This is a genomic window from Brachybacterium subflavum (assembly GCF_009299795.1).
In the GTDB taxonomy this organism is placed as follows: Bacteria; Actinomycetota; Actinomycetes; order Actinomycetales; family Dermabacteraceae; genus Brachybacterium; species Brachybacterium subflavum.
The window spans coordinates 473,042-493,892 of sequence record NZ_VIGP01000001.1; the positions used below are offsets into that span (position 1 = coordinate 473,042).

The 20,851-nt window shown below is 73.2% G+C and carries 19 protein-coding genes; 5 read left to right on the plus strand and 14 right to left on the minus strand.

The features are described from left to right. Positions 1 to 4: 4 nt before the first annotated feature. The 4 genes from FHG10_RS02000 to FHG10_RS02015 form a co-directional block, all read right to left on the minus strand. Positions 5 to 856 (minus strand): hypothetical protein, encoded by an 852-nt coding sequence (locus FHG10_RS02000; protein ID WP_152351653.1) that lies wholly within the window; start codon positions 854 to 856, stop codon positions 5 to 7. A gap of 73 nt (positions 857 to 929) precedes the next feature. Next, complete coding sequence (locus tag FHG10_RS02005; protein WP_152351654.1) at positions 930 to 1,352, minus strand: hypothetical protein; 423 nt, start codon at positions 1,350 to 1,352, stop codon at positions 930 to 932. 373 nt (positions 1,353 to 1,725) lie between these two features. Then, positions 1,726 to 2,655, minus strand: coding sequence for a hypothetical protein (locus tag FHG10_RS02010; RefSeq protein WP_152351655.1), 930 nt, complete (start codon positions 2,653 to 2,655; stop codon positions 1,726 to 1,728). 83 nt (positions 2,656 to 2,738) lie between these two features. Next, on the minus strand, positions 2,739 to 3,977 hold the full coding sequence (locus tag FHG10_RS02015) for a glycoside hydrolase family 3 N-terminal domain-containing protein (protein WP_152351656.1): 1,239 nt from the start codon (positions 3,975 to 3,977) through the stop codon (positions 2,739 to 2,741). A gap of 57 nt (positions 3,978 to 4,034) precedes the next feature. Here FHG10_RS02015 and FHG10_RS02020 point away from each other — a divergent pair, with 57 nt between their 5' ends. From FHG10_RS02020 to FHG10_RS02030, 3 genes are all read left to right on the plus strand, one after another. Then, positions 4,035 to 6,284 carry a prolyl oligopeptidase family serine peptidase gene (locus FHG10_RS02020; protein ID WP_152351657.1) on the plus strand — a complete coding sequence of 750 codons (2,250 nt, stop codon included), beginning with the start codon at positions 4,035 to 4,037 and terminating at the stop codon, positions 6,282 to 6,284. Then, positions 6,284 to 7,651 carry an alpha/beta fold hydrolase gene (locus tag FHG10_RS02025; RefSeq protein ID WP_152351658.1) on the plus strand — a complete coding sequence of 456 codons (1,368 nt, stop codon included), beginning with the start codon at positions 6,284 to 6,286 and terminating at the stop codon, positions 7,649 to 7,651. Before FHG10_RS02020 ends, FHG10_RS02025 begins: the two co-directional genes overlap by 1 nt. A 586-nt stretch (positions 7,652 to 8,237) precedes the next feature. Further along, positions 8,238 to 10,019, plus strand: a complete 1,782-nt coding sequence (locus FHG10_RS02030) for an HNH endonuclease signature motif containing protein (RefSeq protein WP_193636163.1) — start codon at positions 8,238 to 8,240, stop codon at positions 10,017 to 10,019. 86 nt (positions 10,020 to 10,105) lie between these two features. Here FHG10_RS02030 and FHG10_RS02035 read toward each other — a convergent pair whose 3' ends face one another. Continuing rightward, on the minus strand, positions 10,106 to 11,569 hold the full coding sequence (locus FHG10_RS02035; protein ID WP_227487975.1) for a DUF2079 domain-containing protein: 1,464 nt from the start codon (positions 11,567 to 11,569) through the stop codon (positions 10,106 to 10,108). A 155-nt stretch (positions 11,570 to 11,724) separates the two neighbouring features. Here FHG10_RS02035 and FHG10_RS02040 point away from each other — a divergent pair, with 155 nt between their 5' ends. Beyond that, positions 11,725 to 12,561, plus strand: a complete 837-nt coding sequence (locus tag FHG10_RS02040; RefSeq protein ID WP_152351661.1) for an ABC transporter ATP-binding protein — start codon at positions 11,725 to 11,727, stop codon at positions 12,559 to 12,561. A gap of 29 nt (positions 12,562 to 12,590) precedes the next feature. On the opposite strand, the gene FHG10_RS02045 is transcribed toward FHG10_RS02040, so the two are convergent. Continuing rightward, a complete protein-coding gene (locus FHG10_RS02045; protein ID WP_227487976.1) occupies positions 12,591 to 13,169 on the minus strand; it encodes an LURP-one-related/scramblase family protein in 579 nt (192 codons plus the stop codon). A gap of 41 nt (positions 13,170 to 13,210) precedes the next feature. On the opposite strand from FHG10_RS02045, the gene FHG10_RS02050 reads away from it, so the two are divergent. After that, positions 13,211 to 13,720, plus strand: coding sequence for an arsenic metallochaperone ArsD family protein (locus FHG10_RS02050; protein ID WP_152351662.1), 510 nt, complete (start codon positions 13,211 to 13,213; stop codon positions 13,718 to 13,720). Here the strand turns inward: FHG10_RS02050 and msrA are convergent, their stop codons facing one another. From msrA to FHG10_RS02090, 8 genes are read right to left on the minus strand one after another with little or no spacing between them, the layout of a single operon-like run. After that, a complete protein-coding gene (gene msrA, locus FHG10_RS02055) occupies positions 13,721 to 14,404 on the minus strand; it encodes a peptide-methionine (S)-S-oxide reductase MsrA (protein WP_152351663.1) in 684 nt (227 codons plus the stop codon). Positions 14,405 to 14,424: 20 nt separating this feature from the next. Then, positions 14,425 to 14,985, minus strand: coding sequence for a hypothetical protein (locus FHG10_RS02060; protein ID WP_152351664.1), 561 nt, complete (start codon positions 14,983 to 14,985; stop codon positions 14,425 to 14,427). Then, positions 14,985 to 16,340 (minus strand): DUF58 domain-containing protein, encoded by a 1,356-nt coding sequence (locus FHG10_RS02065; RefSeq protein ID WP_227487977.1) that lies wholly within the window; start codon positions 16,338 to 16,340, stop codon positions 14,985 to 14,987. Before FHG10_RS02065 ends, FHG10_RS02060 begins: the two co-directional genes overlap by 1 nt. Continuing rightward, positions 16,337 to 17,350: an AAA family ATPase gene (locus tag FHG10_RS02070; RefSeq protein WP_152351665.1), complete on the minus strand. Its 1,014-nt coding sequence runs from the start codon at positions 17,348 to 17,350 to the stop codon at positions 16,337 to 16,339. The genes FHG10_RS02065 and FHG10_RS02070 overlap by 4 nt, the downstream gene beginning before the upstream one ends. Next, positions 17,347 to 17,868: a hypothetical protein gene (locus tag FHG10_RS02075; RefSeq protein WP_152351666.1), complete on the minus strand. Its 522-nt coding sequence runs from the start codon at positions 17,866 to 17,868 to the stop codon at positions 17,347 to 17,349. The genes FHG10_RS02070 and FHG10_RS02075 overlap by 4 nt, the downstream gene beginning before the upstream one ends. Further along, complete coding sequence (locus FHG10_RS02080; RefSeq protein WP_152351667.1) at positions 17,865 to 18,581, minus strand: DUF4129 domain-containing protein; 717 nt, start codon at positions 18,579 to 18,581, stop codon at positions 17,865 to 17,867. The genes FHG10_RS02075 and FHG10_RS02080 overlap by 4 nt, the downstream gene beginning before the upstream one ends. A 5-nt stretch (positions 18,582 to 18,586) precedes the next feature. Beyond that, positions 18,587 to 19,861, minus strand: a complete 1,275-nt coding sequence (locus FHG10_RS02085) for a THUMP-like domain-containing protein (protein ID WP_152351668.1) — start codon at positions 19,859 to 19,861, stop codon at positions 18,587 to 18,589. Next, entirely contained in the window at positions 19,858 to 20,838 is a 981-nt protein-coding gene (locus FHG10_RS02090) for an NADP-dependent oxidoreductase (RefSeq protein ID WP_152351669.1), read from the minus strand. The genes FHG10_RS02085 and FHG10_RS02090 overlap by 4 nt, the downstream gene beginning before the upstream one ends. Positions 20,839 to 20,851: the final 13 nt, after the last annotated feature.

Sequence of the window (20,851 nt, forward strand, 5' to 3'; positions counted from 1 at the left end):
ACCCTCAGAGCAGCAGGCTGCGGATCAGGAAGACGATGATCACGAGCGCCCAGGCCACGAGTCCGGAGACCATGAGGGGCATCAGCGCCCGCTGGGGCTTGTGGAAGAAGGCGCGCACGATCTCCATCACCGCCGCCGCTGCCGTGCCCCCTGCGACCGCCACCAGCGGGAACGGTGACATCAGCCAGGCGGAGGCGCCGAGCATGATCACCGCCGCCAGCAGCGGCACCAGGTAGGCGGGACGGCGCAGCGTCATCGTCGCGCCGGCGCCGGCCACGATCAGCCCCGCGATCGCCGCATCGGGACCGAAGACCGCCGAGTACCACGCGGAGCTCCCCGATCCCGTCACCAGAAAGACGGACGCGGATCCCGCGATGCCCGTGGTGAGAGCGGTGACCAGGAAGCTGGGCATCCCGCGCAGGGACTCGACGACCGCCCCGCAGAGGGCGAGTGCGACCACCGCGAGGATCATGGCGGGCACGAGGGAGGCGCCTGCGAAGGACAGCAGTCCGGTGACGATGCGCCAGGGCTCGACGAGCGTGGCGAAGGGCGCATAGGCGAGGTATCGGCTCAGATCGGGGCTCAGCATCTGGGCGATGGCGCACAGGAGCAGCACGAGCGATGCGATGACCGTGCCGATCGGCAGCGGAGGCGCCACGAGCGTGCTGTCCGCGTCGCGCAGCTCGGTCAGGCAGCGCGGGCAGATCTGGCCCAGGCGGGATGCCGTGCGGCAGTCGGCGCAGATGGGGGCGTCGCACCGCCGGCACACCACGTAGCTCACCCGGTCGTCGGGCCCGCAGCAGGTGGGGACGGGGGCATCCAGCGAGACGAGATCACCGTGCTGCGTCAGAGCCATGAACTCAGGTTATCGTGACGGGGACGCCGCTCCGCGCGGCGTCCCCGTCACGCTCCCGCCTGACCCCGTACGCCTACACGACCTCGAGGCTCTTGATGATCTGGTCGAGCCCATCGGCATGCTCGGGGATGTCCGCGGCGACGTCGGCGGCAAGGGCCTGGGGACCGTCGTCGGTGGAGACCACGATCGAGGTCACGATCGAGGCGCTGGTGGCCTTCAGGGGTGAGGAGTCCTCGAAGTGATAGGTGGCCTGGACGATCCATGCGTCGTGGCCGTCGACGGTCGTCCGCTCGCTGCGGCGGTCGGTCGTGCTCGGGTGCTCGCCGAAATCCTCGACGAGCCCGGTGGTGTTCGCGTAGCACTGGAAGATCGTCACGGCCGCATCCTCGTCGCCGGGGTACTTCCCTTCCGACGCCGGCCATTCGACGCTGCCCACGTTCACGGTGCTGTACCAGGTGTCCTCGACCTGGCGCGCGTACCCGTTCACGCTCGTCATGTACGGCAGGGTCCTGGTCTCCCACGGATAGTCCCACCCTTCGGGCCGCGTGAACCGGAGATGCCCCCCGCGCACTGTCGAGCCCGAGTTGCCGCTGTCGTCGCTGGAGTCCGAAGGAGCCGTGCAGTCGGCGGCGGGATTCTGCGTGAAGATGGCGGGGTCCGGATCCTGGGGGGCTCCCCCGAGCGCCGCCCTCACCCCGAGCGTCCCGCCCACGATGAGCACGAACACCGCGAGGAACGAGACCGCCCCTGCGGTGAGGGCGCGGCGCGAACCGGACCGGCCGGAGGAGAAAGCGGACGAGGCGGGAGGGGACGAGGCGGGAGGGGACGAGGAGGGCGGGGACGGCGGGTGCACGGGGCGGCTCCGGGGATCAGACGACCTTGAGGCTCTTGATGATCTGGTCGAGGGCTTCGGCGTGCTCGGGGACGTCGGCGGCGACGTCGGAGGCGACGGCCTGCGGGCCGTCGTCGGTGTCGACCACCATCGCGGTGACGATCGAGGCGCTCGTGTCCTGGAGCTGCGAGGGGTCCTCGAAATGATAGGTGGCCTGGACGATCCATGCGTCGTGGCCGTCGACCGTCGTCTTCTCGCTGCGGTAGTCGGTGACGGTCGGGTTCTCGCCGAACTCGACGAGCACGCCGGCGGTGGTCGCGTAGCACTGGAAGATCGCGACCGCGGCCTTCTCGTCGCCCGGGTACTTCCCCTCGGACTCGGGCCACTGGACGCTGCCCACGTTCACGACGCTGTACCAGTTGTTCTCGACCTGGCGGCCGTACCCGTTCACGTTCGTCATGTACGGCAGCGCCTGATCCGTCCACGGGTACGTCCAGCCGTCGGGCCGCGTGTACTCGAGGTGGCCGCCGCGTACCGTGCGCCCCGAGGTGCTCACGTCGCCGCTGGAGCCGTCGGGGATCGAGCAGTCGGTGGTCGGCTTCTGCGTGAAGATCGGCGGGGGAGGGGCGAGGTCGGGGTCCTCGGGGTCGGGGACGTACTCGCCCTCGCCCGAGCTGCTCCGGGAGGCCGCGGCCGTCGGCGTGTGCGAGTCGTCCCCGGTCATCTGCTTGAAGACGGTCTGGGAGAGGATCAGCGCGATCACGGCGATGAGCACGACGGCGCACACGATCACGGTGATGACGATGACGCGGGCGCGGGAGCGTCCGGTCTCGTCGGGCCGCGCGTAGGGAGCGGTGGCGTCCCGTCCCTGTGCGGAGTAGTCGGGGAGGGACTCGCGCTGCGAGGAGTCGGAGAGGTCGGGCAGGGAAGGGGCGTCCTCCTCCTCCGGTCCCGGGCTCCCCGCCATGTGTGCTCCTCACGCTGCTGTGGTCCGCCGCAGGGATTCTCCCACAGCGGCCCGGCCGCGCACCGTGTGCGCCCGAGGACGGCTCAGACCCCGGCGACGCCTCGGGACCGCTTGACGCGCAGCATCCGCGCCGCGGACTCGCGCACCCGGCGCTCGGCCTTCTCGGAGTCCCGCGCCCAGGCGACGATCGCGTCCACGAGATCGGCGACGAGCGACGGGTCCGCGGTGAGCACCACGTCGCCCCCCGCCTCGAGGAGCCGGGTCGCGCGCTCGCCGAGCGGCACGTCCTGCACGGCCGCCGCGCTGCCCACGTCGTCGGAGACCACGAGCCCGTCGAACCCCAGCCTCCCGCGCAGCACGTCCGTCACGATCGCCGAGGAGAACATCGCGGGGCTGCCCGGATCCATCCGCGGGTACAGGGCGCTCGAGAGCATGACCATGTCCGCTCCGGCGTCGATGCCCGCGCGGAACGGTTCGAGGAAGGGATCGTCCGCATCCGTCGTCTCATCGGTGATGCCCGTCGCCGAGAAGTCGGTGTTCCCGCGCACCCTGCCCAGTCCGGGGAAGTGCTTGAGCGCGGAGGCGGTGTCCTGCCGGTCCATTGCCTTCACGGCCGCGACCACGCAGTCGGCGACCGTGTCCGGATCGGTCCCGAAGCCGCGGTCGATCTTCCCGATCGGCGCGTTCGCCCGTCCCAGCTCCGGGTCGACGGTGTCGGCGACCGGGGCGAGGGCCGCGTGCAGGCCGAGGGCATGCAGGTCCTCGCCGATGCTCCTGTACGCCGCGGTGACGGCGCCGGCCCCCTCGGCCCCGAGATCCGCGGCCGACGGGGTCCGGCGCGCGGCGTCCCCGCGCAGCATGCGGATCTGCCCGCCCTCCTGGTCCACGCTCAGCAGCGGGGCGACGCCTCCGTCGGCCACCTCCCCGTCGATGCCCTCGACCACGGAGCGCACGGCGGCGGCGCCGTCCCAGGTGCCCAGCAGGAAGAAGCCGCCGATGCCGAGCTCGGCGGTCAGCGAGCGCTTCGGGCTCGTGCCGGCGGGGATGCCCGCGAGCACGAGCTGCGCCGCCGCCTGCTCGATCGTGAGCTCCTGGGCGCGCTGCTCCGCGGGATCGGCCGTGGGCGTCGGCGAGGCGGGGGAGGACGAGCCGGAACCGCCGTCGGACGCGGAGCCGCCGTCGGAACCGGAGCCGCCGTCGGAACCGGAGCCGCCGTCGGACGCGCCCCCGTCGGCGCGCCCGCTCCCGGTGCACGCCGAGAGCGCGGCGACCGGGGCGAGCAGCACGAGCGGGGGAAGCAGCAGAGCGGTGCGTCGACGCATGCCATCGAGTCTGCCACGCCCGCCCGGCGCACCCCGCCCGGCCGCTACTGTGGGGCCATGACCGACGAGGACGCCCCGCAGGCACAGCTGCCCAGCCCCGAGACCGGCGAGGATCCCTGGCTCTGGCTCGAGGACGTCACCGGCGAGGAGGCCCTCGCGCACGTGCGCGAGCGCAACGCCCGCGCCGAGGCGGAGATCGACGCGATCGCCGACCCCCGCGCCGGAGGGCCCGTCGACGGTGCCGCCGAGGGCTCCCTCAGCGAGCATCTGCGCTCCGACATCCTCACGATCCTCGACGCGAGCGACCGCATCCCGATGGTCGTCAAGCGCGGGGAGTTCCTGTACAACCTGTGGACCGACGCGGCGCACGAGCGCGGCCTCTGGCGCCGCACCACGCTCGAGAGCTATCGCACCGACGACCCCTCTTGGGACGTGCTGCTGGACGTCGACGCCCTGGGGCGCGAGGAGGACGAGAACTGGGTCTGGCACGGCGCCCAGCTGCTCCGCCCCGCGGAGGGCGAGCCGTACAGGCGGGCGCTCGTCTCCCTCTCGCGCGGCGGCTCGGACGCCGACGTCACCCGCGAGTTCGACCTCGTCGAGAGGCGCTTCGTCCCCGAGTCCGAGGGCGGATTCGTGCGGCCCGAGGCCAAGGGCGACGTGCACTGGATCGACGCGGACACCGTCTGGGTGACGACTGACTTCGGCGAGGGCACGCTCACCACCTCCGGCTACGCGCGCCAGGCGCGGATCTGGACCCGCGGCACCGCGCTCGCCGACGCCGAGCTGGTCTTCGAGGCCGACGAGCGGGACATGTCCGTCTTCGCCTCCCATGACCAGACCCCCGGCTGGGAGCGCGACTGGATCGTGCAGATGCACGCCTTCTACGACACGACGCTCAGGGTCGTCGACCGGGAGGAGGGGGCCGAGCCCTCGCTCACCGTCGTCCCCGTCCCACGGGACATGGAGGCCAGCGCCCACCGCGACCTCGCGATCCTCCTCCCGCGCAGCGACTGGCAGGTCGGCGAGGACACCTTCGCGGCCGGCTCGCTCCTCGTCGCCGACGCCGGCACCCTGTTCGCGAGCGCCCCGGAGGGGCTGTCGGCCTCGGACCTCCACGTGCTCTTCGAGCCCACGCCCAGCACCTCGCTCGCCGACCTCACCATCACCCGCGGCACCCTCGTGCTCACGATCCTCGAGGACGTCGTGCACCGCCTCGAGGTCCACCACCGCACCGAGGACGGCGCCTGGGTGCGCAGCGACCTCTATCCCGAGCTCACGGGGGCGATCGATGCACGCGCGGTCGACGCCGACGAGTCCGACGAGATCTGGGTGACCGTCACCGACTTCCTCACTCCCACGACCCTGCTGCTGGGCGACCTCGGCGAGGTCCCCGAGGGAGGCGAGCCGAGCGAGCTCGAGATCGTGAAGGCCTCGCCCGCGCGCTTCGACGCGAGCGGCCTCGAGGTCACCCAGCACTTCGCGACCAGCGAGGACGGCACCCGCGTGCCGTACTTCCAGATCGGGCGGACCGAGGCGGCCGGAGCGGCGGACGCCGCGGGCGGAGCCCCCGTCGGCCCCGCCCCGACCCTGCTCTACGGCTACGGCGGCTTCGAGATCTCGATGACCCCCGCCTACCTCGGCACGATCGGCAAGGCCTGGCTGGAGCGCGGCGGCACCTACGTGGTCGCGAACATCCGCGGCGGCGGCGAGTACGGGCCGGCCTGGCACCAGGCCGCGCTCAAGGAGCATCGCCACCGCGCCTACGAGGACTTCGCGGCCGTCGCGCGCGATCTCGTCGAGCGCGGCGTCACCGACCGCGATCATCTCGCCGTGCGCGGCGGCTCCAACGGCGGACTGCTCACGGGCAACATGCTCACCCAGTACCCCGAGCTGTTCGGGGCTGTCATCATCCAGGTGCCGCTGCTGGACATGAAGCGCTATTCGCATCTGCTCGCCGGCGCCTCCTGGATGGCCGAGTACGGCGACCCCGACACCTCCGACTGGGAGTTCATCCGCACCTTCAGCCCCTACCACCTGCTCGCCGAGGGCACCGAGTACCCGCCCGTCTTCCTGCTCACCTCCACGCGGGACGACCGCGTGCACCCGGGCCACGCGCGCAAGATGACCGCCGCGCTCGAATCCCTCGGGGCCGACGTCCGCTCGTGGGAGAACATCGAGGGCGGGCACGGCGGCGCCGCCACGAACGAGCAAGCGGCGCGCATGAACGCGCTCATGTACGCCTTCCTGTGGGGGCGGATCGGGGCCGACGGGGGCCGGGAGGGCGCCGTCGGGGGCGCTCGAGCCTGATGCGCTCGGTCCCCGAGCTCCTGCGCCGCACCGGCCAGGACGAGCTGCTCACGGTCCGCAACGACCTGATGACCGTGCAGCGGGAGATCTCGGCCGACGACCGCCGACTGTTCCCCCTGCGCTACGCCCGGGTGGACCCGCCGCGCACCGGCCGACGCGCCGCCGCGGTGCACCGCGACCTCGCCACGCCCGTGGTGACCGTGGTGCCCGACGGACCGGGCGGAGCCTCCGTCGTCCCCTACGACCTGCTGCGACGCTCCCTCGCCTCCCGCGGGCTCGACGTCATCATGCCCGAGCACCGCGGCGTCGGCCTCTCCCGCCTGGACTCCGAGGGACATGACCTGCCGCCCCATGCGATGGACGTCGACGAGGCCGTCGAGGACCTGCGCGCCGCTCTCGACCATGCCCTCGTGGGCCGCACCGTGCTCTACGGCTGCGGGTACGGCGCCTACCTCGCGCTCACCTTCGCCGCGCGCCACCCCGAGCGCGTGGGCTCGTTGGTGCTCGACTCCCCGCTGCTCGCGCCCGACGACGAGCAGATCTCCCAGCGCGCGTTCCGCGCGCGCTACTGGGAGGGGACCGACCTGCGCACCGACACGATCGCCAGCACTCTGCGCCGCCTCGACGACCAGGCCGTGATCGACGCCCGCCGCGCGGGCCCCGTCATCCTCGCCGTCCACGAGTACGGGGGCACCGGGGACGTCCGCGAGCTCGTGGACCAGCTCGCGGTGGGCCGCGGGCAGCTGACCTGGACGAGCGTCTGGCAGGCCCTCACCCAGGAATGGCTGCAGTCCACGCGCTACGTGAGCGAGCCCGATCTGGTGGCCTGCATCGCCCACACGCAGCTCGGCATCGGCGCCCATGCCGACGGCGGCCCCCTGGACCCGCTCCTGATCTCCGGCGAGCAGGCGCGTCAGGTCCCCTCGCCGACCGCGCGCTCCCTCGCCCCCGACCTGCGCGCCCTCGCCTCCGGCGTCACCGCGCCCACGCTCGTGCTCAGCGGCGAGGACGACCTCGTGACCCCTCCGCAGATCGCCCGTGACGCCGCCGACCTCATCCCCGGCGCGCACCTGCTGAGCGTGCCCGGCACCGGCCACGGGATCCTCGACTCGCACTCGCAGCTCGCCCAGATCGCCATGTGGTGGAGCGCCGCCGGGATGGGCGGCGACCTCCTGGAGCATCGCGAGCGCCTCGCCGCGCTCAAGCCCACGCCCACCACCCAGGTCCTCGCCCACGGCCTGCGCCTGGCCCTCGCCGCCGAGCGCTACTCGCCCTGGCGCATGCGCCTCGAGAGCGCTCGCGCGCGGCGCGCGGAGGCGCAGTTCGATCCGTCCTCGGTGAAGGCCGCGCGGGGGCCGCGGCTGTAGCCGTGGGGAGCGACGGCCGCTGGCCGGTCGCCGGGGGATGGGGCGCCCGCCGGGGGATGGGGGCGCCCGCCGGGGGATGGGGGTGCTGGGGGCGGAGCCGGAGTCCTGGCGGAGCGGGGAGGGGACGTTGAACCTCGCGCTCTCGATCCGGGCTCCCGCTCGACGTGTGCTCCGCGCGCGGCTCGTGCGCCCCGCGTGATCCGAGCACACTGGCCGGCCCGCGCATGACCACATCGTCCGAGTGCGCCGGGCGTTGTTGCCGCGACCTTCGCCGGCGACCGTCTGTGCCGACATGCGGTGATCGTCTGCCCCGCTGCACCGCTGCATCGCTGCACCGCTGCCCGCTGCCCCGCTGGCCCGCTGCACCGCTGCTCGGCGCGCGGTGATGTCGGCCAGCATGGGGATGGGACATTCGGGGCGCGGGGTGTGGATGAATGGTGTTCTTGGTGGGGTGTTTGTGGAGAAGTGGGCATTGTGGAGGAGCGGATAAAGTTTTCCACAGATTCCTCCGGCATCTTGTGATGTCCGTTTCGTCGGGTATTCTTGGGGGTATAGAACGTCAGGTCCGATGGAGGGGAGGGGAATCATGCTCGCGAATGATGATGTATTCGGTGATGCCGATGATTCCCTCGAACCCGGGCACAGTGAATGTGTATCGGGTTCCCTGGACGCCGCGGATTCCCTGCCCGCTTCGGATGCATTCGACTCGCCGGGGCAGGGTGCGCGTCGGCCTCCGCGGGTGGCGCGGGGTCCGCGTCCGCGCCGGCCGTTGTCGCGAGAGAACCTCGGTGAGCGGACGTTCGCGGTGGAGGGCCCGGACCTCTCGGAGGAGCTGCGGGGGATCTGGGATCTCGCGGTCCGGGAGTCCCAGCTCGCGGCGGAGTTGATGCGGCGTCTCGCGCCCTTGTGGGTGGACCGGGACGCGGAGGATGCACTGGCGCATGAGGGTGATGTGGAGGATGCGCAGGCGGCGGTGGCTCTGCGCACGACGACCACGGTGTCCTACGGGCAGATCCGTGACGCCCACGAAGCCCTGACCCTGTTCCCGCTGTTGTTCGCGCGGGTGGAAGCGGGCGAGCTGCCGGTCGAATGGCTGCGTCGGGTGATCCACCGGTCCCGTGACCTGCCCGAGGAGGACCGGCAGGGTCTGGACCGCGTGATGGGTGGTTGGGAGTTCGGGGTGACGCCGGAGACCTTCCGCAGGCTGCTGGGGGAGTTGATCACCTGGTTCACGGCACTGCTGGAGCTGTCGCCGGTGGAGCGCGCGCAGAAGCGGCGCCATATCGCGGCCCCGGTGGTGGGTGCGGATGGGACGGCATCGCTGACGGTGACGGGCCCGGTCCCGGAGATCCTCGCCTTCGCCCAGTCCCTGGATGCCGCCGCGGAGACGCTGCAGGCCGCTCAGCGCCACGCCGTCGACGAAGGGCCCGAGAGCGAGGTCCCGTTCGATGAGGACGGGACCGTCCGCGTGTCGGGGAAGACGATGACCCGTGGCCGCCTGCGCTATGAGGCGTTGCTGCGTGGGGAGGTGAACACGGATGGGCATGAGGTGCCCGCGGCCCGGTTCGCGATCCTCGTGACCATCCCGTTCCTGACCCTGCTCGGCCAGAGCGAGGCGCCGGCCCTGCTCGAGGGGAAGCATCCGGTCCCCGCGGACATGGCGCGCGAGCTGGCGGGCGACTGCCCGGAGTGGATGCGGATCCTGACGGATCCTGTGTCGGGGGCTTTTCTTCCGTTGCCGCCGGAGCGGTATCGACCGAGCGCGCAGATGTTTACGCATCTGCGGCTGCGGGGTCCGGAATGTTCCGTCCCGGGGTGTGTGCGTGCGAGTTGTCGTGGGGCGGAGGTGGATCATATCGAGGAATTCGATCACGATCACCCAGGGCAGGGTGGGGTGACTCAGATCGAGAATCTTCATATGTTGTGCTGGTCGCATCATCAGGTGAAAACCTCGCGGGATATCGACCCCGTCAGACTCCGCGACGATGGCGGTGATGCCGGTGAGGGTGTGGAACGCGGAATGCGGGTTCGGCATGGCGGGAGTCCGTCGAGCCCCGTGGGCCCGGGCCCGAGTGGGCCCGAAGCGCCTGCAGGCATCGACGCCCCAGGCACCCCTGTGTCCCGCACGCGGGGTCGCACGCACTGGTCCCTCGGGGACGCGACCGAGCTCACCGTCGAGGACGAGGGTGACCTGATGACCCCGCTGATCGTCCGCGAGCTCGAGACCGCCTGGAACCAGCACCTCGCCACCAGCGCTCGGGCAGCCCAGTCCCCGTCGGACGCTGTCGACGGCTCTGACGCGCACCCCGATGCGTCGCGGGCCCAGCCTCCGAAGAAGTCGGCGTCTCTCGGTGACCCGCCATTCTGAGGGGCTCAGCGCGAGAGGGATCCGCTGGCCAGCGGGGAAGCGGTGCCTCGCAACCAGAGCGCCCGCGATCTCGGGCCAGCTGCCGCCTACGCCACTCCTGGCTGGCACGCGACCTCGAAACCGTCCTGCGCGTACCTGCTCTCGAACGTCGTGCCGTAGTTGCCGCTCGCCCAGCTCGCGGCGTCGCCCGGGTCCTGGCCGCCCCACGAGAACGCCTCCCGGTCCACGAGCACGCACTCCGGCACGCGCGTGTTCGTGCCATGCACCCACTGCACGTCGTCCGACGGCACCACCCGAGCCATCAGCGTGATGTCCGACGCGACCACCACATCGCGGGGCACCGCTGCCAGGGCGCCTTCGGCCGCAGCCGACCGCTGGCTCGGCTCCCACGCGCCCTCGCGCGCAAGGCTCACGAGCGGCATCGCAGATCCGAGCATGAGCGTCACCGCCGCGCTCGCCCCGACCGCAGTCCACCGCACCAGCGCACGCTCAGGACGGCGACCGCTGCGACGCGACCCCCGGGGGCGCGACCCGACCGGGTCCCGCCGGTCCCTCCGATCCCCGAGCGCATCCAGCATCGCCGCCAGCGCGATCGGCATCAGCACCGCGTTGTAGTGCCAGTACCAACCCCAGTAGAACTCGACGTTCCCGGCGAAGCGCCAGGCCAGCGTGGGAAGCATCGCCCAGACGAGAGGGGAGCGCACGCCGATCACCCCCGCGGCGAGAAGCAGCATCCCCACCGTCAGCCATTTCTCCGCCGGCCCCAGCACCTCCAGCGGCGACCCCAGGTTCCCGCCGTAGTCGTAGTGCCCGGCAGGGTTCAGCAGCGGCAGGATCACGAACGTCGACAGCACGAACCAGAGGGCGCCCCAGGCCGCGAGCGCCAGCCCGGCCCGTCGGACCCGCGGATCCCGCAGAGCGATCACCAGCCCCAGCACCGCCACCGTGAGGCCAAGATCCTCCTTGACCAGGACCAGCGGCGCCGCCCAGGCGACCGCCGCCGGCATCCGCCCCCGCACCAGAGCACTCAGCGAGAACGCGAGCAGCGGCACCGCGAAGGCGATCTCGTGGAACTGGACGTCGGCCGCGGCCTGCAGACCGAAGCCGAACAGGTACGCCGCCCCCGCGACGAGCCCCGCGGCCCAGCCCAGGCGATCGATCGCGAGGCGCGTGAGCGGCACCGCCGAGACCCCGAACAGCACGGCCTGCGTCCACAGCAGCGCGAGCGGCGAGGGCCACGCGGCCCAGATCGGCCCCAGCAGCACCAGGATCGGATGGAAGTGATCGCCCAGCAGGTTGAAGCCGTCGCCCTTGATCGGCACGATCGGCGCGCGCAGCTCCGAGTACGCCCGCGCGAGCTGGGAGAAGATCGCCAGATCCCACGAGCTCGCCTCGAGCCCGCGCCACTGCTGCACCCCTCGCAGCCCGTAGGCCGCGGCGCCGAGGGCGCCCAGCAGCAGCGCCGCGACGAGGCGCGCGGGACGGCGCGCCGGGCGGTCGCCCGGGGCGCGGGCCAGGTCGCTCGGGGCCGGGTCGGGGCTGCGGGTCACCGTGCGAGCGTAACGGCCGACGTCGGACGCCCGCCGTGTGATCCGCGCCCATCCGTCGGGCCCGCACGGACCATCGACTGCCCGCCCGGTTAGGCTGTCCTTCGCGCCCGTCCTCACCCGTCCGAGCCCGGCGCGCACGAGAGGAGGGCGACGCCATGTCCGCCGCACCCGCATCCGCCGCCGCACCCGCCGCCGCATCCGCCGCCGACGCTTCCGCCGACGCGCCCCTGCGCGCCGTCGACGTCACCCTCGGCTACGGGGAGCACACCGTGAGCAGCGGCCTGGACGTCGGGATCCCCGAGGGCTCCTTCACGGTGATCATCGGCCCGAACGCGTGCGGCAAGTCGACCCTGCTGCGCTCCCTCTCGCGCCTCCTCCAGCCCACGAGCGGCTCCGTCGTGCTCGACGGCAAGGACATCCACGACTTCTCCTCGAAGCAGGTCGCCCGGCGCCTGGGCCTGCTCCCGCAGACCTCCGTGAGCCCGCCCGGGATCACCGTCCGCGACCTCGTCGCGCGCGGCCGCTACCCGCATCGCGGCCTGCTCTCGCAGTGGTCATCGGCCGACGACGAGGCCGTCCAGCGCGCCCTCGCCGCGACCGGCTCCACCGATCTCGCCCACCGACTGGTCGACGAGCTCTCCGGCGGGCAGCGCCAGCGCGTGTGGATCTCGCTCGTGCTCGCCCAGGAGACCCCGCTGCTGCTGCTCGACGAGCCGACGACGTTCCTGGACATCACCCACCAGCTCGAGGTGCTGAACCTGTGCCGGGAGCTGCACGCCACGGGGGAGTACACGCTGGCCGCCGTGCTGCACGACCTCAACCTCGCCTTCCGCTTCGCGACACACCTCATCGTCATGAAGGACGGCGAGGTCGTCGCGCAGGGGGCCCCGCAGGACGTGGTCACCTCCGCGCTCATCGAGGAGGTCTACGGCATCGGCAACCTGTGCGTCGAGGACCCGGTGACGGGTCGGCCGATGATCGTCCCGACCTGAGCGCGTCCTCCCTTGCCGGAGGGCCGGGCTCAGCCGTTGTTCTCCTGCTTCCTGCGGATCAGGTCCAGCGTGATGGTGCCGCCGATGATCGCCAGCCGCAGATCCGGGGGCACCGAGGGGTCGATGGCGAGCACGTAGCGGCTGTGTCCCAGGATCCCGCGGCCGATGCCGGCCCAGCTGCGGGCGACCGTCGCGGCGACCGCTCCCTGCATCGCGAACTGGAAGTCGAAGCCGAGCACGTTGCCGGAGAGCTCGAGGACGCGGCCGTCCGCGAGCGTGAGATCGACCTTCGTCCGCAGCATCGAGAAGCGCTTGCGCACTGCGGCGATCTCCGCGCCGTCGGGGCTGCTCAGCTCGAAGCGGTCGAAGCCGATGCCCACCGGGTCCTGGACGTGCAGCAGCGGGGTGCCGTCGGCGTCGGACACGTCCAGGGACCTGCTGCCCGCGACCAGCCGCGAGAGGCCGCCGCCGGTCGTCGTGACATGGCCGACGGCCTGCTGTCCGGAGGCGTCGAGGATGTCGAAGTCGTTGGACATGAACCCGGTGATCTGCTGCATCACCAGGGCGTCGTGGGAGAGGAGCGCGGGCTTGGCGGCGGAGGAGTCCATGACGGGAGTCTGCCAGGCATGCGCCGACTACGGTGGTGGACATGACTGACGCGGATGCCGCCGCCGAGCAGGCGCCCCTGGACATCTTCCTGCCCTCCCCGCCGCCCGACGCCGAGGCGCAGGAGACGTTCCTCGACGAGGCCGCGGCGCTCGCCCTGGACGGCCAGCCGATCACCGTCTACCTGCAGGACGAGGACGCCTGGGCGTTCGAGGAGTGCGAGCCCGTGCGCTCGCTGCTCGAGTCCGCCGGGGACGGCGTGCTGCCGGTGACGCTCCTGGGCCTGGACATCGTGGTCAGCTCCGTCTACCCGACCTCGGCGCAGATGCAGCGCTTCGCCGCGGAGGGAGGGGCTCCCCGCGAGAGGCGCAGCGCCGCGGCCTCGGCCTGCGGACCCGTCGGCGAGGGCGCCGCCCCCATTCCCCGGAAGGCCGGAGGATTCGCGGCGCAGCTGATGGGCGCCGTCCCTGCGCCGAACCTGCCGGCGGGCGGGCCGGACATCGGCCGACGCCGGAACCTCATGGGCGGCGACGTCGGCGAGGGCCTGCCCTGATCACCCCAGCGAGCAGGCCACCCCGTTGAAGCCGTGGTTGCAGTACCCGCCCGGGTTCTTCGCGAGGTACTGCTGGTGCTCGGGCTCGGCCGGGTAGTACCGGCCGTTCCCGGCCTCCGCGAGGGGCAGCAGCTCGGTGGTGATCGCCCCGCGCCCGGCGGCGTCCAGGGCCTCCTGGTAGCGGCGGGCGGAGTCCCGCACGATCTCGCCCTGGTGGGGCGTCGTCCAGTAGACGGCCGAGCGGTACTCGGTGCCCACGTCGTTGCCCTGGCGCATGGGCGTGGTCGGGTCGTGCTGCTGCCAGAACTCCTCGAGCAGGCGGCGCAGCACGGCGTCGCGCTCCTCCTGCGTGGAGCCCTGGACGACGACGCGCACGGCCTCGGTGTGGCCGGTCTTCGCGGAGAAGACCTCCTCGTAGGTGGGGTGCGGCGTGAAGCCCCCGGCGTAGCCGGATGACGTCGTCCACACGCCGGGGATCTGCCAGGCGATGCGCTCGATGCCCCAGAAGCAGCCGCCCGCGAGGATGATCTCCTCGGCATCGGGCGGGGTGTCGAGCATGTCCGTGCCGAGGACGGCGTGCTCACGGGCGAGCGGGTAGGGGGAGCGATCGCGGCCGGGCAGGGCGTCCTCGGGGGCGACCATGTCCTTCTTGTGGGCGTTCAGCATGTCCATGATCTGCCACATGCGCGCCACGCTACGCCCGCTCAGCGGCCCCGGCGCGGGGATGTGCCGTGGGGCACGAGCAGCAGGGCGACCAGGGCGATCACCGCGAGGATCCCGAGCACCATCGTCCAGGCCGGGGTGCTCACCCCCGCGAGGGGGAGGACCACGCCGAGGCCCGCGGCGAGGGCGAGCAGGGCGGCCGCCGCGGCCCACCGCACGGCGGTGGCGAGGGCACGACGGCCGATCGTCCCGTGCGCGGGGACCATCGCGGCGAGCGACCAGCACACGTGGGTGACCAGGACCAGCACGGCGACACCGGCGAGCATCGGGACGTCGGCGGACGCGCATGCCGCGACGACCGCCCCGGCCAGGGCGAGGGTCCCGATCGAGGCATCCGGTCGGATGCTCTGGATCAGTCCGCCGATGAGCACGGCCGCCGAGGTGAGCGCCTCGAGCACCCCGTCCAGGGGGTGTCCGCCACACGCGAGGAGCTGGGCGGCGACGAGCGAGAGCGCGGCGAGCAGCCGCAGCGACCACTGGGCGCGCGAGACGTGGCCGAGGTCGGCGAGGAGCTGGGCGATCGACTCGAGGGTGCTGCGCATCAGGCCCTCCTCATCCGCGGGGCGCTCGCGGCGCGGGAGAGCGAGAGCAGGACCGGGGCGAGGGATCCGGGTCCCTCCCATGCGGTCACGGGGACTCCCTGCTCGCGCAGCGCCCGCACGGTGGACTCCCGCAGCAGGCGCCGCAGCGCCCACGCCTCCGACCAGAAGCGCTGGGGATCGCGGGCCGTCCCGGCGGCCGGCGCGGCGAAGGGGTCGCCGACGCTCGGGGGCAGGGTGTCCACCACGATGACGTCCGCGCCGCGGGCGCGCAGCTCGCCGATCTGGGCGACCACGCGATCGTCGAGCAGCGGCGAGCACACCACCACGAGCGTCGAGCCGCGCAGCGCGCCGACCTTCTGCACCCGCGTGACGGGGCCGGACGTGCGGCGTGCGCGGGCGAGGGTGTCCACGATGATCCGCAGCTGCCGCGGCCCCGTGCCCGCGCGCAGGGTGCCGATCCTGCTGCCCAGGTCGTGCAGTCCCACACGGTCGCCGATCCCCAGGTAGTGCCGGGAGACGGCCGCGATCGCGCGCACCGTGAGGTCCAGGCTGGTCTCCGCAGTGGCCTCGAGGCCGGGGGCGACCACGTCCTGGAGGGTGTCGGCGACCACGAGCACGTCGGTGTCGCGCTCGGCGAACGTCGCGTTGGTGTGGAGGGTCCCGGTGCGCGAGGTCACGCGCCAGTTGATGCGGTGCAGGCGGTCCCCGCGCTGGAAGGGGCGCACGTCGGCGAGGGCCGTGCCCTGCCCCCGTCGGGCCGAGAGGTGCACCCCCGCCACGCCGATCGGGGCCGGCAGGTTCGGCGGCGCCTCGAGCAGCGAGGAGTCGGGCGAGACCTGCAGCAGCACGGGGTCGAGCCGGGTCTGGGTGCGGTAGGCGCCGAGGGGATCGGCGAGCGCGACGTGGATCGGGCCGATCTCGTACCGGCCCCAGCGGCGGGCGGTGATGGTGAGCGGGACGCTGCCGGCGTCGGCCCGCGAGCCGAGCGGCGGGGTGAGGGCCGCGTGCGCGGGCAGCGGCACGGTGACGCCGAGCAGGGAGCCGCTCGACCCCGATGTCGGGGCCTCCGCGGCGTCCGGGGCGGTCGGGGCCTCCACGATGATCCGCACGGTCCCGCCCTCGGCGATCGAGCGCTCGGTGCTGCGCACGCGCACGGACGCGAGGTCCGCGCCCTCGGCCCCGGCGCGCGCAAGGCGTCGCACGGACGCGAGCACCGCCCAGGCCAGCAGCGGGAGGCCGAGCACGAGCAGCTCGGGCCGGCCCGCCATCACGGCGAGCACCGCGCTGAGCACGCCCACCACGACCGCGCGCAGCAGCGCGGGCGTGGGGGCGGAGGGTGGGAGAGCTGTGGTCATGCCCGCTGGGGCTCCTGCCGGCCGTCGTGGTCCTGACGCGCGGCGGGGACGGGCGTCTCGGCGAGCACGGCGTCGACGATCGAGGCCGCGGTCACCGACTGCAGCCAGAGCTCGGGCCGCACGATCACGCGGTGGTCGAGGGCGGCGTGGGCGAGGTCCTTGACGTCCTCGGGGAGCACGAAGGCGCGGCCGCGGATGACCGCGAGCGCCCGGGCGCAGATCACGAGGGCGAGGGTGCCGCGGGGCGAGGAGCCGACGAGCGCGTGGGCGTGGCGGCGGGTGGCGCCGACGAGCGCGACGGCGTAGCGGCCGATGTCGTCGCTCACGTGCACGGACTCGACGGCGGCCTGCACGCCGAGCAGCTGCTCGGCGTCGATGACGCGCGGGACGCTCTGGTCCTCGGTGCGGCGCTCGAGGCGGCGGGCGAGCACGTCCCACTCCTCGTCGGCGCTCGGGTAGCCGAAGGACAGCCGCAGCAGGAAGCGGTCCAGCTGCGCCTCGGGCAGCGGATAGGTGCCCTCGTGCTCGACGGGGTTGGCGGTGGCGAGCACGTGGAAGGGACGGGGCAGCGGCCGGGTCGTGCCCTCGACGGTCACCTGTCTCTCCTGCATGGCCTCGAGCAGGGCCGACTGGGTCTTCGGCGGGGTGCGGTTGATCTCGTCGGCCAGCAGCAGGCCCGTGAAGACGGGACCGGGACGGAACACGAAATCACCCGTGCGCTGGTCGAACACCTCGGCTCCGGTGAGGTCCGCCGGCAGCAGGTCCGGGGTGAACTGGGCGCGCGTGAACGGCAGGCCGAGAGCCTGGGCGAGGGAGCGGGCGGCGAGGGTCTTGCCGAGGCCCGGCAGGTCCTCGAGCAGCACGTGCCCGCCGGCGAGGACGCCGGCGAGCACGGACTCGAGCACCTCGCGCTTGCCGACCACGGCGGTCTCCACCGCGTCGAGCACGCGTGCGGCGATCGCGGAGGCCTCGCGGGCGTCCAGTGGGGGTGTCGGGTCGGCCTGTGTCATCGGTGCTCCTGGGGTGAGAGTGCCAGCAGCCAGCGCTGCAGGGCGGGGCGGGTGACGGCCGGGACGGAGCCGGCGTCGGGGTCCTCGCAGGCCCGCAGGAACCTCTGCAGGTCCTCGGGCAGCGGCGGTGCCTGCCCGGTGTGGTCGGCGTGGACGCGCTGATCACGGTGCTCGCGCTCGGCGGCCGCCAGTGCGAGCATCCGGCCGAGCGAGCGCCCGGTCATGCGCCGGCGGGGTCCGGCGCCGTGCATCATCTCCTCGATCCGGCGCACGGAGACGTCGGCGGCGTAGGGGCTGACGGCCTCCGGATCGTCGTCCAGCAGAGGAGTCTCGAGGGCGTCGGCGCCCGCGAGCTCGGGGGAGAGCAGCCAGGAGACGAGGGCGACCACGAGGGTCGCCGCGAGCGGCAGCCACGGGTGCAGGAAGTGCCCGAAGATCCCGAGCACGCCCATGAGCACGGCGGTCGCGCACACGGCGAGGGCGAGGCGCACCAGCAGGGAGCGCAGGACCCGGCTCATCGGGCGGTCACCTCCCGCAGCCGGTCCGCGAGGCGCTCGAGCGCGCGGCGGGCACTGGACCGCGTGCCCTCGTCGAACGCCTCGGCGTCGGCCGCGCGGTCGTCGAACAGGGCGCGCCCGTAGAGGCCGGCCAGGATCCGCAGGTCCGAGTCCGGGAGGTCGATGTCCCGCAGCACGGTGACCACGTACTCGGTGGTGGTCTGCTCCGGCCGACGGACGATCCCGGCCTCGGCGATCCCGCGCTCGAGGGCGAGCCAGGCGTCGATGATCGCGCCGCGCGGAGTGGCAGCGTACTCGAGGGACTCCCGGGCACGGGCCAGGGCGCGGTGGGCGTCCTCGACCTCGAGCAGCTCGGCCTGCGGGTCGCCCGCCTCCGCCTCGGGCCGACGGGTGCTGCGCAGCATCCGGGCCCGTCTCAGCACCCAGATCACGAGCACGAGCACCACGAGGCCGGCGAGGATCGCGAGCACCAGGAGCACGGTGGCGGCGACATGCCCGGTGCCGTGGTCCGGGGGCATCGGCGGTGTCTGCGACGCCTGCGTGGGAGGGGGCGCGGTCTCGGCCTCGCGGTCCACGTCGATGTCGAAGAACCAACCCCTGCCCTCGAGCACCGGCCCCAGCACTCGGCCCGCCCCGAGCACGACGCACACGAGCGCCACGAGGGCGATCAGGGAGGTCGCGGCCGCGGCGCTGCGGGGCGGGAGTCGGTGCATGCGGATCAGTCTCCCCGCGGCCGGGGATGCGGGGAGGCGACGATGACGTGCTGCTCGCCGCCGATCCGGGTGAGCACGAGCGTGGCCCGCTCCTCGCCGAAGCGGCGCGGACGCAGCTTCCTGCGCAGTTCGTCGGGCTCGACGGCGGTGCCGCGCTTCTTGATCTCGAGGATCCCCAGCTGGTGCTCGCGCAGGTAGGAGGAGAGGCGCTTGAGGGAGAAGGGCATCACGTCGCGCACGCTGTATCCGGACGCGAACGGAGTCGAGACCCGCTGGTCGCTCGTGAGATAGGCGATCGTGGGGTCGAGCGTGCGGGCGTCGAGATCGCGGGCGACCTCTCCCAGCAGGCCCGCGCGGATGACGGCGCCGTCGGGCTCGTAGAGGTGCGCGCCCAGCTCCCCGCTGCGCGGGTCGGCCTCGGGGGTGCCGCGGGGCGCGAGGCGGTGCGCGCCCCCGCGATCGATGACGAGCGCGCTGCGCTGCGTGCCCGCGGACGCGAGCGGACCGAACCAGCAGGTCGCCTCGAGGACCTGGCCGTGCCAGGACAGCCACTGGGTCTCGGTGCCCGCGGGCAGGGCGTCGTGGTCGATGCCCGGGCCGAGCTTCGCTCCGAGCGCGCCGGCCCCGTCGGCGCCGCCACGGACGGATCCGGCCTGCCCGAGGCGGCGGGCGAGGTCCACCACGGTCGAGAGCGGAGGCGAGTACTCCTCGGGGTCGCGCAGGCGCACGCTCCCGGAGGCGCGGCCCGCCGCCGGCCGACGGCGGGCGGGGTCCAGCCAGATGCCCTCGGTGCGGGCGGGGTCGTGGTCCTGCGCCTGGCCGAGCTCGGCACGGGCGCCGTCGAAGGGCATGAGGTTCGCGGTGGCGACGGCGACCGTGGCCGGATCGCGGTCGACGGCGAGCACCTCGAGGTCCAGGGCCGCGGCGGCCATCGCGTCCCCGCCGATCCCGCAGCCGAGGTCCGCGAGCGAGGAGATGCCGGCGTCGCGGAAGCGCCGCGCGTGCAGCGCGGCGATCGGCAGGCGCGTGGCCTGCTCGAGACCGTCGGCCGTGAAGAGCATGCGATCCGCGAACTCGCCGAACTTGTCCCTGCCCTTCGTGCGCAGCTTCGCCTGGGTGAGCACCGCGGCGACGAGCTCCGGGGCATGCCCGGCCTCCCGAAGGCGCGCGCCCAGGGCGAGCGCCTCGCGCTCGTCGTAGGGCGGCAGGGACTGCAGGAGCTTCCAGCCGGAGGGCTCGAGGACCTGCTCGAGCTCATGGATGCCGGGGCCCTCGGTCACGCGGCCTCCCGCAGGTCCAGGACGATCTTGCCGCGCGTGTGGCCGTCCTCGAGCATGCGGTGCCCCTCGGCGATCTGCGCGGGGGCCAGGACGGTGCTGACCTCGACGTCCAGGGTGCCGTCCGCGACGGCGTCGGCGAGCGCGGCGAGACGCTGGGGGCTCGGGGCCATCTTCGTCACGCGCGCGTCGATGCCTCGCTCGCGGGCCGGGGCGACGTCGGCGAGGCTCGGCAGGGCGACGATCCTGCCGCCGGGCGCGAGATGGCCGAGGCTCGGCACGAACGTGTCGAAGTAGTGCGCGTCGATGATGCGGTCGACGCCGCGGCCCTCCGTCGCAGTGTCGATCGCCTGCTCCCAGTCCTCGGTGTCGTAGGCGATGGGCTGTGCGCCGAGGTCCCGCAGTCGCTGCGCGTTCGCGGAGCGGCCCGTCGCCCAGACCATCGTGGCGCCGGCGCGGAGGGCGAGCGGGAGGAGCATCTGGCCGACGCCGCCGCTGCCGCCGTGGACGAGCAGCGTCATGCCGGGCGCGAGCTCGGCGTCGTCCTCGAGGGCGGTGAGCGCCGTGGAGCCCGCGAGAGCGAGGCCTGCGAAGACGGGCAGCTGGGCCTCGGGAACGCCGACGGGGACGGGGGAGAGGTCGGCGACGGGGATCGCGACCTGCTCGGCATAGGTGCCGCGCATGTCGCCGAGGTCGCGGACGCCGAACACCCGCGTCCCGACGGGCATGCCCAGGGCCTCCAGGTCCACGTCCTCGCCGGCGCTGATCACCTCGCCGACCATCTCGCGGCCCAGCACGGTGGGCAGGGTGAGCGCGGAGGCGCGGCCGGAGGAGCCGTCGCGCAGCTTGTAGTCGAGGGGATTGAGCCCGGCGAAGGCGACGCGGACGAGGACCTCGCCGGGGGCGGGCTGCGGGGCGGGGGCGTCCTCGAGGCGGAGCACGTCGGGATCGCCGAACGCGGGAAGGGTGATCTGGCGCATGGGACCCATTGTG